The sequence below is a fragment of the Methylocystis sp. NC52PC genome, assembly GCF_055698645.1.
Genome location: NZ_CP170127.1, coordinates 2,897,144 through 2,913,477, shown reverse-complemented (window position 1 = coordinate 2,913,477; position 16,334 = coordinate 2,897,144). Strand labels below are relative to the sequence as shown.

Annotated in this window: 14 protein-coding genes and 1 other RNA gene; 11 read left to right on the top strand and 4 right to left on the bottom strand. The window is 65.6% G+C overall.

Annotated elements, in window-relative coordinates:
- Positions 1-26: 26 nt before the first annotated feature.
- Positions 27-368 (bottom strand): hypothetical protein, encoded by a 342-nt coding sequence (locus ACETII_RS16155; RefSeq protein ID WP_363347696.1) that lies wholly within the window; start codon positions 366-368, stop codon positions 27-29.
- Positions 369-512: 144 nt separating this feature from the next.
- The gene (locus tag ACETII_RS16150) at positions 513-2,054 is read right to left on the bottom strand and encodes an acyl-CoA synthetase (RefSeq protein WP_472786169.1); all 1,542 of its coding nucleotides are present in this window, start codon (positions 2,052-2,054) and stop codon (positions 513-515) included.
- Between the two features lie 134 nt (positions 2,055-2,188).
- Between ACETII_RS16150 and ACETII_RS16145 the strand changes: the two genes are divergently transcribed.
- Entirely contained in the window at positions 2,189-4,195 is a 2,007-nt protein-coding gene (locus ACETII_RS16145) for an acyltransferase family protein (protein ID WP_472786168.1), read from the top strand.
- Positions 4,196-4,231: 36 nt separating this feature from the next.
- Here ACETII_RS16145 and ACETII_RS16140 read toward each other — a convergent pair whose 3' ends face one another.
- Positions 4,232-5,173, bottom strand: coding sequence for a ribose-phosphate pyrophosphokinase (locus ACETII_RS16140; protein ID WP_363347690.1), 942 nt, complete (start codon positions 5,171-5,173; stop codon positions 4,232-4,234).
- A 208-nt stretch (positions 5,174-5,381) separates the two neighbouring features.
- On the opposite strand from ACETII_RS16140, the gene mnmA reads away from it, so the two are divergent.
- The 4 genes from mnmA (at position 5,382) to ACETII_RS16120 (ending at position 8,160) form a co-directional block, all read left to right on the top strand.
- Positions 5,382-6,623, top strand: coding sequence for a tRNA 2-thiouridine(34) synthase MnmA (mnmA, locus tag ACETII_RS16135; RefSeq protein WP_363347688.1), 1,242 nt, complete (start codon positions 5,382-5,384; stop codon positions 6,621-6,623).
- The gene (locus tag ACETII_RS16130; RefSeq protein WP_363347686.1) at positions 6,620-7,342 is read left to right on the top strand and encodes a class I SAM-dependent methyltransferase; all 723 of its coding nucleotides are present in this window, start codon (positions 6,620-6,622) and stop codon (positions 7,340-7,342) included. The genes mnmA and ACETII_RS16130 overlap by 4 nt, the downstream gene beginning before the upstream one ends.
- 42 nt (positions 7,343-7,384) lie before the next feature.
- Positions 7,385-7,538: non-coding RNA, 6S RNA (gene ssrS / locus ACETII_RS16125), on the top strand.
- 34 nt (positions 7,539-7,572) lie between these two features.
- Entirely contained in the window at positions 7,573-8,160 is a 588-nt protein-coding gene (locus ACETII_RS16120) for a 5-formyltetrahydrofolate cyclo-ligase (RefSeq protein WP_363347684.1), read from the top strand.
- Positions 8,161-8,185: 25 nt separating this feature from the next.
- Here ACETII_RS16120 and ACETII_RS16115 read toward each other — a convergent pair whose 3' ends face one another.
- Positions 8,186-8,803 carry a response regulator transcription factor gene (locus ACETII_RS16115; protein ID WP_472786167.1) on the bottom strand — a complete coding sequence of 206 codons (618 nt, stop codon included), beginning with the start codon at positions 8,801-8,803 and terminating at the stop codon, positions 8,186-8,188.
- Between the two features lie 73 nt (positions 8,804-8,876).
- Between ACETII_RS16115 and ACETII_RS16110 the strand changes: the two genes are divergently transcribed.
- The 6 genes from ACETII_RS16110 (at position 8,877) to ACETII_RS16085 (ending at position 16,333) form a co-directional block, all read left to right on the top strand.
- A complete protein-coding gene (locus tag ACETII_RS16110) occupies positions 8,877-10,283 on the top strand; it encodes a histidine kinase (protein ID WP_472786166.1) in 1,407 nt (468 codons plus the stop codon).
- A 130-nt stretch (positions 10,284-10,413) separates the two neighbouring features.
- Positions 10,414-12,819: a TonB-dependent receptor gene (locus ACETII_RS16105; RefSeq protein WP_363347678.1), complete on the top strand. Its 2,406-nt coding sequence runs from the start codon at positions 10,414-10,416 to the stop codon at positions 12,817-12,819.
- Between the two features lie 117 nt (positions 12,820-12,936).
- Entirely contained in the window at positions 12,937-13,353 is a 417-nt protein-coding gene (locus tag ACETII_RS16100) for an EF-hand domain-containing protein (RefSeq protein ID WP_405044811.1), read from the top strand.
- 64 nt (positions 13,354-13,417) lie between these two features.
- Positions 13,418-14,596, top strand: coding sequence for an ABC transporter substrate-binding protein (locus tag ACETII_RS16095; RefSeq protein ID WP_472786165.1), 1,179 nt, complete (start codon positions 13,418-13,420; stop codon positions 14,594-14,596).
- Complete coding sequence (locus ACETII_RS16090) at positions 14,593-15,573, top strand: YVTN family beta-propeller repeat protein (RefSeq protein WP_472786164.1); 981 nt, start codon at positions 14,593-14,595, stop codon at positions 15,571-15,573. Before ACETII_RS16095 ends, ACETII_RS16090 begins: the two co-directional genes overlap by 4 nt.
- A gap of 13 nt (positions 15,574-15,586) precedes the next feature.
- Positions 15,587-16,333, top strand: a complete 747-nt coding sequence (locus ACETII_RS16085) for an ABC transporter ATP-binding protein (protein ID WP_472786163.1) — start codon at positions 15,587-15,589, stop codon at positions 16,331-16,333.
- Position 16,334: the final 1 nt, after the last annotated feature.

Sequence of the window (16,334 nt, the reverse complement as noted above, 5' to 3'; positions counted from 1 at the left end):
ACGCTGACAAACGCGAACGGGATACGCTACTCGCAGACTTCGACGCTGCGGTAATCCATGACGTCGCCCCACGCGTCGACGACAGGGCGCTGAACAATGTAACAGCCGCCATATGGGGGCTGCGCCATGGCGCCGGCCGTCGCGCCGAGCGCGAATCCGCCCAGCGCGGCGGCGGCGGCGTCGCCGCCATTGTCCCAGCCGCGACGGTCGCCCCAGCCGCGGCGTCCCCCATCTTCGTCGTCCCAGCGACGCTCGGGGCCCCAGTCTCGATAACCATCGTCCCAGTCAGCGGCGGCGGCGGGGAGGACGCCGGCGCCAAGAACGGCCGCGAGAGCAGCGGCGGAGATCACACGAAACTGTCGGCCCATGGGGAGCTCCACTCGCGAGAGGCCGCCGGGGGTTCGACCTCATGACGCGATCCTGGAGCAACGCGCCTGAACGGGGCCTGTCTGCGCCGTTCATTTTCGGGTCAGATTCGGGCGCTGACGCTTGCCGCGCGTCGAGACGCCGCCTTACGGCAAGGCGCGGCGATCGAGCTTGCCGTTGGCGTTGCGGGGCAAAGCGTCGAGAAAGACCACGGCGCGGGGGCGCTTGTAGGCGGCGAGATGCGCTTGGCAGTGGGCGAGGAGCGCCGCCTCGTCATGGGCGGCCCCGTCGCGCATGACGACATAGGCCTTGATAATGGTCGCATCGGCGTCGCGGCCCGGTCGCTCGGCGGCGGCGGCTTCCGCCACCTGGTCGAAGGTCAGCAGGCATTTTTCGACTTCCGCGGGCGAGACGCGATAGCCGCCGGCGTTCATCACCTCGTCGGCGCGGCCGTGGTGATGCATGTAGCCCTCGGCGTCGAAGGCCACGAGATCGCCCGAGACGAACCAGTCGCCGCGAAACGCCTCGCGCTCCTCCTCCGGCCGGCTCCAATAGCCGAGCATCAGCCCCGGCTCGTCGCGGCGCACGGCGAGCACGCCGGTCTCGCCCGGCGCCAGCGGCGTCTCGCCGCCCTCCGGCGGCAGCGCGGCGACCACCCTGCCCGGCTGCGGACGCCCCGGCGAGCCCGGATGAACCGGCGTCGTCGGGCCGCTGGAGATGAAGGTCGAGCATTCGCTCATGCCGAACGCTTCATAAATCTCCTTGCCGGTGCGCGCGCGCCATTCGGCGAGCAGGCTCGGCGCGAGCGCGGCGCCGGCGGAAAGCCCGTGGCGCAGGCTGGAGAGATCGGCCTCCTCCGGCGCGGCGTATTTCAGGATCTGCCGATAAACGCCCGGCACGGCGGCGAAGACGGTGGCGCGGCGCTCGGCGATGAGTCGGGGCCAGACGGCGGGGTCGGGATGGCCGTTATAAAGCACGGCCGAACCGCCGGCGGAGAGCGGATCGACGATGCCCACGCCCAGCGTATAGGTCCAGTTGATCGCCCCCGCATGCAGCATCACGTCGCCGGGACCAAGGCCCGTCCAATGCGCGCGCATGGGCCGGCGTCCCCAGGCGGCGCGATGGGCGTGCAGCACGCCCTTGGGCCGGCTGGTCGTGCCGGAAGTGTAGACGAGATAGGCGGGATCGTCGGCCGCGGTGTCGGCGTATTCGTCGAGCGGCGCGTGGTCGGCGAGACGCTCGATATCGGCGCCGCGCAGCACGACAAAGCCGCCGCCATGCGCCTCCTCCTCGAAGGCGACGCCCAGCGCCAGCACGGCCGCGCCGCAATCCTTCAGCAGGAAATCCGCCTCCTCGAAAGTGAGCTGGGAGGAAGCCAGCAAGGGGACGAACCCCGCGGCAATGGCGGCGAAATAGAGGAGCGCAGCGTTGGCTTCATTGCCCATGCGGATCATCACCCGCGCGCCGGGTTCAAATCCGAGCGACGTCAGACCCGCGGCGAGGCGGCGCACTTTGAGATCGAGCGCCGCATGGGTCCAGCGCTGCGCGCCGGCGTCGCCGACCACCGTGAGAGCGACGGCGTCCGGCCGCACCCTGGCGTTCTCGGCCAGGCAGTAGCGGGCGAGGTTGAACCGGGCGGGAACGGGTTCGCGGGCGGAGATCGATAACAGCACGGCTTCTTTTTGCATCCGCCCAACGCCGCGGCAAGCCCCGCGCCCCTGCTGTTGACGAAAGCGCTCGTTAGGCTGGATATCTCTCATCGAGCAACGCCTTAGCTTAGCCCTGGCAGTAAGCTGGCAGTCACGGAGCCACGCAAGTCTTAATGAAGTATCGAGCCGAGATTGACGGTCTTCGCGCCATCGCCGTCGTGCCAGTTATCCTTTTTCACGCCGGCTTTTCTCTGTTTCGAGGCGGCTTTGTCGGGGTCGACGTTTTTTTCGTAATCTCGGGTTATCTCATTACCTCCATCATTGTCGGCGAAATGACGGACGGCGCGTTTTCGTTCGCCCGCTTTTACGAGCGCCGAGCCAGGCGCATTTTGCCGGCGCTCTTCGTGGTCATGCTGGCCTGCATCGCCGTCGGATGGCGGTGGATGCTTCCGCGCGAGTTCGACGAACTCGCCAAGAGCGCCGCCGCCACAACGCTTTTCGTTTCGAATTTCTTTTTCTGGAGCCAGAGCGGCTATTTCGACACGGCGTCCGAACTCAAGCCGCTTCTCCACACATGGAGCCTCGCAATCGAGGAGCAATTTTATATCCTGTTTCCTTTGGCGCTGTTGGCGGCGTGGAAATATGGGCGCGCCGCCGTCATCTCGGTTATCGGCCTGTGCTTCTTTCTAAGCCTGGCCTATTGCCAGCACATGTCGCGGCTGGACCCCTTCTTTAACTTCTATCTCGCGCCGACGCGCGCATGGGAGCTTGCGGCGGGTTCGCTCGCCTCTTTCGTTGTGGTCAAGCGTCGGGCCGCGCTCGACAACGGCCTGTCGATTTTGGGCCTCAGCCTCATTCTCGCGTCGATTTTCCTCTTCGATAAGACAACGCCTTTCCCCTCATTGTATGCGCTTGCGCCTGTCGTCGGGGCCTGTCTCATGCTCATCTACGCCGTCGAGGGAACGGCTGGCGCACGGCTCTTGTCACAACCCCTCTTTGTCGGCGTCGGCCTCATCAGTTACAGCCTGTATCTCTGGCACCAGCCGGTGCTCGCTTTCGCCAGGCTGCGCCTGCAATCGACCCCGACAACCGCAACGACGCTGCTGTTATTTGGCCTGATCACGGCGCTTGCCGTCTTGACATGGCGATACGTCGAGACGCCGTTCAGGAATTCGCGCCGTTTCTCGCGACGCGCTATATTCGCAAACGCCGGCTTCGCCGCGGTGGCCCTCCTCGGCTTCGCCGTCATCGTCGGCGCGAGCGGCGGCCTGCCCAACAGATATTCCCCCGAAATGGCGGCGCTGGCGACGGAAGTCGACTATCGCGTGCCCCGGGTCAGCGAATGTTTCGGCGACGTCCTCAGTTTCGTGCCGCCGGAAAAATCTTGCGTCTATCATGCGCAGGAGGCGAGAAAAGTGGCTATATGGGGCGATAGTCACGCCGCCGCCCTGGCCAATGATCTTGCCGAGCAGCTCGGTGAAGCGCACGCGTCGCTCCAGCAATTCAGTTTCTCAGGGTGCCCGCCAATTCTCGGCGTTCATTTCGCGGAAATCGAACGCCAACTTTGCCCGGAATATAACAGGGCCGTCTTCGACTATCTGAAGGCGCACACCGAATTCAAAGACATCGTCCTCGTCGCGCGCTGGCCCGTCTATTTCGAGGGCTTCGGATACGACAATGGCGAAGGCGGGGTAACGGAGGGAGCGAAGAAATATTTTCTCGCTTTGCCGAGTTCAAAGGGCGCGGAGTTTTATAAGGACTCCGGCAGAATTGCTTCTGTCGGAGCGATCTTCCGAGAAAGCGTCGACGACCTGCTGCGCATGGGCAGAAACGTCGTCTTGGTCTATCCCTTGCCAGAGGCGGGTCGGGACGTCGCCATCTCTTTCGCGCGCAACAAATTATTCGGCGCGGCGGGAGAGGCGCCCTTCAGCGTCAGCTACGCGTTCTTCGAAGAACGCACCCATGCCTTCACGGAGCAGCTCGACCTGCTCGGCGACAACCCGTCGCTTCTGCGCGTCAGGCCGTCGGAGCTGTTTTGCAACTCGCTCGTCGCCGGGCGCTGCATCTTCGAGCGCGGCGGTCTGCCGCTCTTCATTGACGACAATCATCTGAACAAGCATGGCGCCACGCTGGTCGCCAAACAGATCGTCGCGGCGATGAAGCAGAAGGGTTGGCTTTGACGGGCCTTGCCATCCGCTAAGACCGCCCCGAGCGGGCTAGTCGAACAGGCTCGACACGCTCTCTTCGCGCGCGGTGCGGGCGATCGCCTCGCCGATCAGCGGGCCGATCGGGATCACGCGGATGTTGTGCGCCGCCTTCACCGCCTCCGTTTCGCGGATGGTGTCGCTGATCACCAGCTCCTTGAGCTTGGAGGCGGCGATGCGTTCGACCGCCGCGCCGGACAGCACGCCGTGGGTGATATAGGCGTGAACCGACTCGGCGCCCGCGGCGAGCAGCGCCTCGGCGGCATTGCAGAGCGTGCCGCCGGAATCGACGATGTCGTCGACCAGGATGCAATTGTGGCCGCGCACGTCGCCGATGATGTTCATCACTTCGGATTCGCCGGCGCGCTCGCGGCGCTTGTCGACAATGGCGAGCGGGGCGTCGATGCGCTTGGCGAGGGCCCGGGCGCGCACCACGCCGCCGACGTCCGGAGACACAACCATGACGTTCTTCAAGAGGCGATGCGCCTTGATGTCGGCGACCATGACCGGCGCGGCGAACAGATTATCCGTCGGAATGTCGAAGAAGCCCTGCACCTGGCCGGCGTGCAGATCCACGGTCAGCACGCGGTCGGCGCCGGCGCGGGTGATGAGGTTGGCGACGAGCTTGGCCGAGATCGGCGTGCGCGGCCCTTGTTTGCGGTCCTGCCGGGCGTAGCCGAAATAGGGGATGACCGCCGTGATCCGCCGCGCCGACGCGCGGCGCAGCGCGTCGATCATGATGAGCAGCTCCATCATGTGGTCGTTGGCCGGGAAGGACGTCGACTGGATGACGAAGGTGTCCTGCCCGCGGACGTTTTCCAGGACCTCGACCCATATCTCCTGGTCGGCGAAGCGGCGCACATGGGCCCGGCAAAGCGGGACGTTGAGATGCGCTGCGATCGCCTCCGCGAGCGCCCGGTTCGAGTTGCCCGCCAGAAGTTTCATCGCACCCATGGACTTGTCCCCACACCCCGCTACAGCTCGCGGCGTCTTAGCAGCCATGCGTCCGGGGAACAATATGACGCGAGGATGTCGGCGGGCCATCTCGCAGATGCGATTGCGTCTCAGACGCATAATGCTCTAAATGTCAGTGTTCCGGCGCCAGCCCATTGTGGGCGGAGCGGCGGGGCTCGTATCCCTCGAACGCGTATCCTCCTCAAAAATGACGTTATGCACCCCTGTTTCGGACGAACTGCCGACCTTGCCGGCGTCCCCAGGAGAGACGCGCGTCGTCGTCGCCATGTCCGGCGGGGTGGATTCGAGCGTGGTCGCAGCCCTGCTCAAGGAACAGGGCTATGACGTCGTCGGCGTCACGCTTCAGCTTTACGACCATGGCGAAGCCACGCACCGCCGGGGCGCCTGCTGCGCCGGCCAGGACATCCAGGACGCCCGCGCCGTGGCGGCGCGGCTCGGCATCCCGCATTTCGTGCTCGATTACGAGCGCCAGTTCCAGGAGAAGGTGATCGACGAATTCGCCGCCTCCTATGCGAGCGGCGAGACGCCGGTCCCCTGCATCGCCTGCAACCAGTTCATCAAATTTGCCGACCTCTTCGAGACCGCCAAGGACCTCGGGGCGCATTTTCTGGCGACGGGCCACTATATCTCCTCGCGCGACGACGGCGAGGGCGGACGCGCCCTTTACCGCGCCAAGGACGCCTCCCGCGACCAGAGCTATTTCCTGTTCGCGACCACCCGCGAACAGTTGAAGATGCTGCGTTTCCCGCTCGGCGACTTCACCAAAGCCGACGTGCGCGAGATGGCGCGGCGCTTTTCGCTCGAGGTGGCCGACAAGCCCGACAGTCAGGACATCTGCTTCGTCCCGAGCGGCAAATATACGGACGTCGTGCAGCGCCTCGCCCCCGAAGCCGTCGTGCCGGGAGAGATCGTGCATGTCGACGGCCGCGTGCTCGGACGGCACGCCGGAGTGGTCCACTACACGATCGGCCAGCGGCGCGGGCTCGGGCTCGGCGCGGCCGTCGCGGGCCGCGACGCCCAGCCACTTTTCGTCGTCCGTCTCGACGCAGCCAAAGCGCAAGTCGTCGTCGGCCCCCGCGAGGCGCTGGAAACGCGCGCCGTGGCGCTGCGCGATGTGAACTGGATCGGCCCCGGCGCGTTCTCAAAACTGCCGCCGCAAGGGATCGACATCATGGCCCGCGTCCGCTCCACCCGCCCGCCCGTGCCCGCGCGGCTCATTGCGCGCGAGGGCAATGAGGCGACGGTCGTGTTCGCGGCGGGCGAATTTGGGGTTTCTCCGGGCCAGGCCTGCGTTTTCTACGACCGCGCCGATGACGCCGCACGCGTGCTGGGCGGCGGCTTCATCTCCGCCGTCGAGCCTGCAAAACAAACAATTTCAGTCATGGCGCCGACGCCGCGCGCCGTAACCGCGCGAGGGGCGCCCAGATGAGCGAAGCCAGAGATTACACCCGCGAGTCCGAAACGCTCGACAATTGCGACGTCGAGGCGGCCTATGCGCGTTGGGCGCCCATCTATGACCTGACCTTCACCGCCATCCTCAAGCCCGGCCGCCGCGCCGCCGCCGCCGCCGCCTCGAAGGCCGACGGCCCGATTCTCGACGTCGGCGTCGGCACCGGCCTCGAACTGCCGATGTTCGAACCGCACACGGAGGTCTATGGCGTCGACCTCTCCGAACCGATGCTGCGCCGCGCCGCCCAGCGCGTCGATCGCGAATCGCTGCGTCATGTCGCCGGCCTCTCCAAGATGGACGCCACGCGGATGGCCTTTGCCGACGGCGCCTTCGCCTGCGTCGTGGCGCCCTATGTGCTGACGGTCGCGCCGGAGCCCGAGGCCATGCTCGACGAACTGGCGCGCGTGGTGCGCGTCGGCGGCGAGATTGTTCTCGTCAACCATGTCAGCCGCAAGGACGATCCTTTGGCGATTCTGGAGACATGGCTCGACCGGCATGTCGCCCCCAAACTGGGCTGGCGGCCGCAATTCCCCTGGTCGATCATCGGCGACTGGGTCGACCAGCGCGCCGATATGCAGCTCGTCGAGCGCCGCCTGCTTCCGCCCTTCGGCCTGTTCACGCTCATCCGCATCAAGCGCCTGCCGGTCGACGTCACGGCGCAGCCGCAGGAAACGCCGGCCGAACCGGAATACGCCTGAAGCGCGCTGGCGCCGAGCCGCGCCTTGCGCTAAATGTTGAGAGCGGCGCTGCGGGGTGCGTGCAGGACTTTATTCCCCGGGGCCTTATCGATCCTGAAGGGAGCTGTCCCTGGCCTTGCCCGTGGGCTTGGCTATACGGCGCCCACCTACGTTGTAGGTTCCCGGGATCGACGTCCCACGGCTCACGTGGCCCGCGCTTTCATCTTGTCTCTTCCCCGGCCTGTTTCCCGATGACCGATCCGAAAACCGACCTGCGCCGGCATGCCCTGGCGCGCCGCGACCTCGTGACCCCGCAGGAAGCCCATGCCGCCGCGGCCGCCGCCGCCGCAAGGGGGCTGGCGCTGGTCACGAAGATCGCCGCCAAGGCCGGCGTGGCCACGCCGGTCATCTCGGTTTATTGGCCGATCCGCAGCGAGCTCAACACGCGCCCGCTGATCGACGCGCTCGCCGCAAGGGGCTATGGCGTCGTCCTGCCGGTCATGCACAAAGTGAGGCATCCGCTGGTGTTTCGCGACTTCACGCCCGGCGACGATCTGGTGAAGGGGCCCTTTGGCCTGTCCGAGCCTTCCGAGGACAAGATCGCGCGCGATCCCGACATCCTCTTCTCGCCGCTCGCCGCCTTCGACCGGCGGGGCTTTCGCCTCGGCTATGGCGGCGGCATTTACGACGCGACCCTCTCCGAACTGAGATCGAGGAAACAGGTCACGGCGATTGGCGTCGCCTATTCCTGCCAGGAGACCGACCACGTCCCGACTGAGCCGCATGACCAACGGCTCGATTATCTGCTGACCGAGCGCGAGACCATCGTCCCGGCGTGACCGCGCATGGCCGCATGGACAGGCCTTACGCGAGCTTCTGCTCCAGCGCGATTTTCATCAGCTCCATCGGCGTGCGGGCGCCGAGCTTGCGCTTCATGATCGAGCAGCTGTTGGCGATGGTCTTGTAGGACACCTGCGTCGCCTCGGCGATTTCAGCCATGCCGAGGCCAGATCCGAGCATGCGCAAGATCTCGAGCTCACGCGCCGTGAGCGACCCGAGCGGGCCGGCGCCGCCGCCTTTCTCGAAGGCGAGCTGATTGGCGATCTTCGGCATCAAAAACACGCCGCCGGCCGCAACTTCGCGCACGGCCTTCAGCAGCAGATACGGGTCGTCGTTCTTGGTGACGTAGCCTTTGGCGCCGGCCTCGATGGCGCGCGCGGCGAAGATCGGGTCGTCGTTCATGCTGAAGACGACGATGCGGGCCGAGGGGTCCTCCTGCAAAATCCGGCGCGTCAGTTCCAGCCCCGAGACGCCTGGCATGGCGATGTCGACGACCGTGACGTCGGGCCTGTGCGCGACAAAGGCGGCGAGGCCCGTCTCCGCGTCGCGCGCGTCGACAACGTCAATGTCGCCTTCGCCCGCCAGCATGGCGGCGCAGCCGGCGACAATGATGGGATGATCGTCGACAATCAGAACGCGCATCGTGCTCCTCGAGAGCGAGATTGACCAAAGGCGCGCCCTTCGTAAAGTCCCGGCCTCTGGAAGGAAAGCGGCCATGGTTCACTGTCTGTCGTTGCGCGCCCGGCTCTCGCTCCTGCTCGGGGGCGTCCTCCTCGCGGGCCTCGCTTTCGGCGTCGGCCTGCTGATCCTCCATGCCGGGGCGCGCGTCAACGCCGAGGCTGACGGCGCGACCCGGCTCGCGCGCGATCTCGTCGAGGCCACCCTGCCCCGCCTCGGCGCCGCGAAGGACCCCAGGGCCGAACTCGCCGACTTACTCGCCGACGCGCGCAGGTTGCGCCACGTGCGCGTCAGCGTCGAAGGCGGGTCCGAGGCGGCGGGACCGGCGAAAAATCCCGCGCCGGACTGGTTCAGCGCGCTGGTCTTTCGCGCGCCGCCCGCCACACGCATCGCGACGCCGCTCGGCGCCCTCGAAATCGCGGCCAATCCCGCCGACGAGATTGCGGAAATTTGGGAGGAGATCGTCTGGCTCGCCATCGGCGCGGCGGGCGTCGCCGGTTTGGCCTTCGCGCTCGTCTCCTATGTCGTCTCGCGCACGCTCAGCCCGATCGGCGCGCTTTCCGACGCCCTGCGGCGGCTGGAGCAAGGAGACTATGACGTGCGCGCGGGCGCCGACGGCGCGCCCGAGTTCATCGCCATCGCTGAGCGGATCAACGCCCTCGCCGCCACGCTGAACCGGCTCGACGATGAAAACCGGCGGCTGGTGCGCCGCATGATTCATGTGCAGGACGAGGAGCGGCGCGATATCGCGCGCGACCTTCACGACGAGATCGGCCCCTTCCTTTTCACCATTCGCGCCGGCGTGGGCGCGCTGGCGCGCAAAGTCGGCGCGGCCGGGGCCGATCCGGCGCTTCTGGCCGAAGATTGCGCGAAGATCGACGCGCAGATCGCCGCACTCCAGCAGGTCAACCGCCGCATCCTCGGCCGGCTGCGTCCCGCGGCGCTCTCTGAAATGGGTCTCGCCGACGCGCTGGAGGCGCTGGCGCGCGGCTGGCGCGAGACGCGGGCCGACGTGACGATTGACCTCGCGTTGGAGGGCGCGCGCGGGCCGATCGACGAAACGACGGCGCTCACCGCCTATCGCGTGGCTCAGGAAGGCTTGACCAACGCCTTCAGACATTCGGACGCGAACCGCGTCGGCCTCAGCGTGACGCGCGACGGCGGGCGCTTAACGGTCGACGTCCTCGACGACGGCGCCGGATTGCCCGCCACGCCGGGCGGCGGCGGCCTGGGCCTGAGAGGCATGAGCGAACGCGTCGCGGCGCTCGGCGGGACGTTGACGCTGGCCAACCTGCCCGCTGGCGGCGTCAGGCTCTCCGCCTCTCTCAAACTGGAGTCGCCTGCCGGAGCGGCCCCGGCCTTTTCAGGGCCGGACGGGTCGGGAAATTTTCCCGACCAGCACAGGACTCAATCCCGCGAAAAGCGTTATATTTCAGAAGTGTAGCGAGGGCGCCACAGCGCGGGAATATTGCCGCTTGGGCCAGCTGGCCGCGATACGGGTGCGGGGATTGGCGCTATAAGCCGAGTATCCGATTTCCTTAACGTTGACCCGGCAAATGGCTCGACTCAGATCTTTGACCGCTCTCAGCGCCGTGCTCTTGTCGTCGACGGCGCTGGCGCAGCAAACGCTCCCGACCATCGAAGTCGGCGGCGCGCCGCTCCGCTCCACGACGCCGCGCCCCGCGAAACCTTCCACAGCCCAGGGCCCGAGCCGCCCCGCCGCGGCGCGGGCGACGCCGACGCCGGCGCCAAGCGCTGAAGTCGCCCCCGTCTCGCCCGTCGTCGTCCAATACGCTGTCCCGGCGGCGACCTACACGCTGTCTTCGAAAGAGCTGCAGAACACGCGCGGCTTCGAAGTTGTCAACAATCTGTTTCGTCAGGCGCCGGGCGTCAGCGTCAATGACGTCGCCGGCAATCCGCTTCAGCCGGAAGTGGATTTCCGCGGCTTCGTGGCCTCGCCCATCGCCGGCACGCCGCAGGGCCTCGCCGTCTATCAGAACGGCATCCGTATCAACGAGGCCTGGGGCGACAACGTCTATTGGGATATGATTCCCAATATCGCGATCGATCGCTCCACTGTCGTCACCGGCAACCCGCTCTTCGGCCTCAACGCCATCGGCGGCGCTGTGGTGCTCGATATGAAGAATGGCTTCACCTACCAGGGATTCGAAATCGACGGGCGCGGCGGTAGCCGCGGCCGCCGGCAGGGCTACGCCCAATATGGCGTGCAGGCCGGCCCCTACGCCGGCTATCTCGCCATGGAGGCCTTGGGCGACAACGGCTACCGCTACTTTTCGGGCGCGCATATCAAGCGGCTCTACGGCGACATCGGCTATCGCGGCGACAGCGGCGAAATTCACGCCAACATGACGCTCGCGGGCAACAAGATCAACGGCACCGGTCCCGCGCCGGTGGAGGACGTGACGCGCAATTCCTGGGCTGTCTACACGACGCCGCAGTCGCAAAAGAACACGCTGTCGATGTTCGACCTCAACGGCAACGTTCAGGCGAGTCCGACGTGGAAGCTTTTTGGCGACGTCCATTACCGCGCCTTCGATCAGGCCCGCGTCGACGGCAATACGACCGAATTCGAATGTGAGCCGCCGGAGGAAGGGGAGGATCCAGAACCCTTCTGCGAAAACGATCTCGGGAATCCGACCTCGATTCCCAATTTCTTCAACGGGCAGGTTCAGCTCGGCGCGGTCGACCGCACGTGGACAAGGTCGCGCACGATCGGCGGCACGGTGCAGGCGACGAATGAGGACGTCTTTTTCGGCTTCCACAACAAGATCACGTTTGGCGCGAGTCTGGATCAAGGCTGGTCATATTTTGCCGCCAGCCAGGAGCTCGGCGTCATACCGGCCAATCTCTATGTGAACGGCTTCAACTATTATGTCGATGAGCCCGGGAGCGGCGTCGCCCCCGTCAACGTCACCGCGGGCAACTCCTATCTCGGCGTCTATGCGCTCGATACGCTCGACGTCACCGACCGGCTGAAAATCACCGCGGGCGCGCGCTTCAACCGCGCGGGCGTCAGCCTTTACGACCTGCGCGGCACGGCGCTCAACGGCGCGGATGTTTATACCCGCATCAATCCCATCGCTGGCGCGACCTATGAGGTGCTGCCGAACACCTTCGCCTATGGCAGCTATTCGGAAGCCAATCGCGCGCCGACGCCGCTGGAGCTCGGTTGCGCCGATCCAGCGCGTCCTTGCCTCATCGACACCTTCCTCGTCGCCGATCCGCCGCTCAAGCAGGTCGAATCGAACACGACGGAACTCGGCATGCGGGGCACGGTCGAGGTCCCGAAGGTTCTGCCCTATGGCGGCGACTATTTCCCCGGTCTGCTGACATGGAGCGCCGGCGTCTACCGCACGAACAACTTCAACGACATTCTGGCGGTGCCGAGCTCCATCAACGGCCGCGGCTATTTCACCAACGCCGGCGCGACCCGCCGCGAAGGCGTCGAGGTTGCGCTTCGCTACGGCGACGAACGCCTCTCCGCCTATATGAACTATACGATGACGATCGCGACCTTCCGGTCGAACATCGTGCTCGGGGCCCCGGATAATCCGCTGGCGCAGCTTTACGGCAACGGCTCGATCATGGTGACGCCGGGGGCTAATCTGTCGTCCGTCGCGCCCCACCGCTTCAAGGCCGGCGCCGACTACGCGGTTACCCCTCAGTGGAGAGTAGGCGCGGACGTGCAATATACGGCAGGCTCCTACATCCGCGGCGACGAGATCAACATTGGCGCCAGGCTCCCGTCCTACACCTTCCTCAATTTGCGGACCTCTTACCAGATCACGCCGAACCTGCAGGTCTACGGTCTGTTCGAGAATGTCACCAACACCCGGGCTCGGACCTTCGGCACGTGGTTCGACACGAACGACATCGCCTTCCTGACCTACACCAATCCGCGGATGGTCTCGCTCGGCCCGCCGACGGGCATATACGGCGGCATCACGTTCACCTACTGACCTCGACTGACTGGGCGGCCTCTCGGGGCCGCCTTTTTTTGTCGCACGGCGCGCTACTGGCGAAGCGCGCGCAGCTCCAATATATCTTGGGCGTTCTTCCCGAATACGGAGCTGACAATGAGAGTGAACAAATTGCTTCTCGCCGGCGCAGTCGCGCTTTCCGCGGTGCTGGCGGCGCCGCTCTCGCCTGCGCTCGCAAAAAAGGCGCCCAAGGCTTCGCCTGTCGCGACGCTCGATACGGACAATGACTCGACCGTCGATTTGAACGAGCTGAACAAGGCGGCGGAAGCGCTGTTCGGCAAGCTCGAGAAGGACAATGACGGCACGCTGGACAAGAAGGAGCTCCAGGGCCGCCTGAGCAAGGAGGCCTTCGCCTCCGCCGATCCGGACAAGGACGGGACGCTCACCAAGGATGAATTCCTCTCGGCTGTCTCCTCGCTCTTCAAGGGCGCCGATCCGGATAACGACGGAACGCTCGACGATAAGGAGTTCGCTTCCAAGCAGGGCAAGGCGGTGCTGCGCGTCACCCGCTGATCCTCGCGCCAGCGCGCGGGAGACGTGACTTGATCCCGCGCGCCAAAGCGGCCATTTAGGAGGCATGAAAAGCCTCGCCGCCGCTTTCTTTCTGCTGCTTGCCGCCGCGCCCGCCACGGCGGAGACGCTCGCCCTCAAAGTCGGCGTTCTGCGACAGGAGCATTCCCGCGAGACGCTCTCCATTCTCGACATTCCCGCCGCCGACGACACGCTCGCCGGCGCCCTTCTCGGCGCGGCGGACAATAACACCACCGGCAAATTCACCGATCAATCGTACCAGGCGATCGACGAGAAGCTCGATGCGGAGGCCGACGTTGGCGGCGCGGTCGATGCGCTCGTCGACAAAGGCGCGCGTTTCATCATCGCCGACCTCTCGGCCGATCGCCTGCTTGCGGCGAGCGAACGCGCCAAGGCGAAAGGCGCGCTGCTGTTCAACGTGTCGGCGCCGGACGAGCGGCTGCGCGAAGAGGACTGCCGCGCCAATGTGATCCATGTGGCGCCGTCGCGCGCCATGCTCGCCGACGGACTTGCGCAATATCTCGTCTGGAAGCAGTGGCGCAAATGGCTGCTCATCAAGGGATCGCATCCGGAAGACGAGTTGCTGGCGCAGGCCTATCGCCGCGCGGCGAAAAAATTCGGCGCAAAGATCGTCGAAGAACGCGTCTATGAAGATACCGGCGGCGGGAGGCGCAGCGACTCCGGCTCGGTGCAGACGCAGCGTCAGATGCCGGCGCTCACTCAGAACGCGGCCGCTTATGACGCGCTGCTCGCCGTCGACGAGAGCGACGTGTTCGCCGGCTATCTTCCCTATCGCACATGGGATCCGCGTCCCGTCGCGGGTTCGGCCGGCCTCTATCCCACGAACTGGGACCCGGCTCATGAGCAATGGGGCGCGCATCAATTGCAGAACCGTTTCATGGCGACGTTCCGCCGCCTGATGAATGCGCGCGACAACAACGCCTGGCTCGCCATGCGCATGGTCGGCGAAGCGGCGACGCGCACCAATTCCGACGATCCCGAAAAGCTGCGCGCCTTCATGATCGGCCCCGAGTTCTCGATCGCGGCGTTCAAGGGCGTGCGGCAGACGCTGCGCGCGTGGAACCAGCAGTTACGTCAGCCGATCCTTCTCTCCGACGGCCGCATGACCGTCTCCGTCTCCCCGCAGGAAGGCTTCCTGCATCAGGTGAGCGAACTCGACACGCTGGGCTTTGATCAGCCCGAAACGAAATGCAGGTTGAAATGAAGAAGACCCTTTCCCTGTGCCTGCCCTGCGCCGCGGCGCTCATTTGCGCCCCCCTGCCGCCGGCGAACGCCTACACGGCCTATGTCAGCAACGAGAAGGGCAACTCCATCACCGTCATCGACACCGACAAGCTGCAAGCCACGGCGACGGTGAAAGTGGGGCGGCGTCCGCGCGGAATCGCCCTCAACAAGGACGGCTCCGAGCTTTACATCTGCGCCGGAGACGACGACGCCATTCAGGTGCTCGACACCAAGACCTTGAAGCTTACGGGCAAGCTGCCGTCCGGTCCCGATCCGGAGTTGCTCGCGCTCAGCCCCGGCGGCGACACGATTTACGTCTCGAATGAAAACGACAATCTCGTCACGTTGATCGACGTGAAGCGCAAGGAGCAGATCGGCGACATTCCGGTCGGCGTCGAGCCCGAAGGGATGGCGGTGAGCCCGGACGGCAAGCTGCTCGTGAATACTTCCGAAACGACAAATATGGCGCATCTCATCGATACGCAGACGAAGCAGATCGTCGCCAATATCCTCGTCGACGGACGCCCGCGCTTCGCCGAATTCAAAAAGGACGGCTCCGAGCTTTGGGTGTCCTCCGAGGTGGGCGGGACGGTCGCCGTCATCGATCCCGTCAAGCGTGAGTTGAAGCAGAAGATCAGCTTCGAAATTCCCGGCATGTCGAAAGAGGCGATCCAGCCCATCGGCATTTCCATCACCAAGGACGGCAAGCGCGCCTTCGTGGCGCTGGGCCCCGCCAACCGCGTCGCAGTGATCGACGCCGAGACGAAGAAAATCGAAAAATATCTTCTCGTGGGTCAGCGCGTCTGGCATCTGGCCTTCACGCCGGACGAGAAATATCTCATCACGGCCAATGGCGTCTCCAACGACGTCTCGGTGATCGACCTCGCCAGTCTCAAGGTCTTGAAGTCGATCCCTGTCGGCTCCTTTCCCTGGGGCGTCGTGGTGGCGCCGCAATGAGAGCGGCGCGGTCATGAGCGTCCCCGCCCTCAACATCAAGAACGTCAGCCATTCCTACGGGACGCGCAAGGCGCTCGACGACGTCTCCTTCATCGTCGCGCCCGGCAGTTTCACCGTGCTGCTCGGATTGAACGGCGCGGGCAAGAGCACGCTGTTTTCGCTGGTCACCCGGCTCTATGCGGCGCGAAGCGGCGAGATCGAGATTCTGGGCGCCGACGTCATGCGCGCGCCGGGGGCGGCGCTGCGGCGGCTCGGCGTAGTTTTTCAGGCGCGCACGCTCGATCTCGAATTGAGCCTCATGCAGAATTTGATTTATCACGCGGCGCTGCATGGGATCGGTCCGCTCGAGGCGCGCCGTCTCGGGCTCGAGGCGCTCGCACGCGCGGGGCTCGCCGAGCGCGCCAACGACAAGGCGCGCGCGCTCTCCGGCGGTCAGATGCGCCGCGTCGAAATCGCCCGCGCCTTGTTGCACAAGCCGCGTCTGTTGCTGCTGGACGAACCCACCGTCGGCCTCGACATCAAGGCCCGCGCCGATCTCCTCGCCCATGTGCGCGGCCTCGTGCGCGACGAGGGGCTCGGCGTTTTGTGGACGACGCATCTTATCGACGAAATCGCGGAGGATGATCCGGTCGTCATTCTGCATCAGGGCAAGGTGCTCGCGACGGGGCGCGCTGCCGACATTGTCGCGCAAAGCGGCGCCGACACGATCGGCGCCGCCTTCGCAAGGATCACGGGCGTCGACGCCCGCTCAGAGGGTTAGG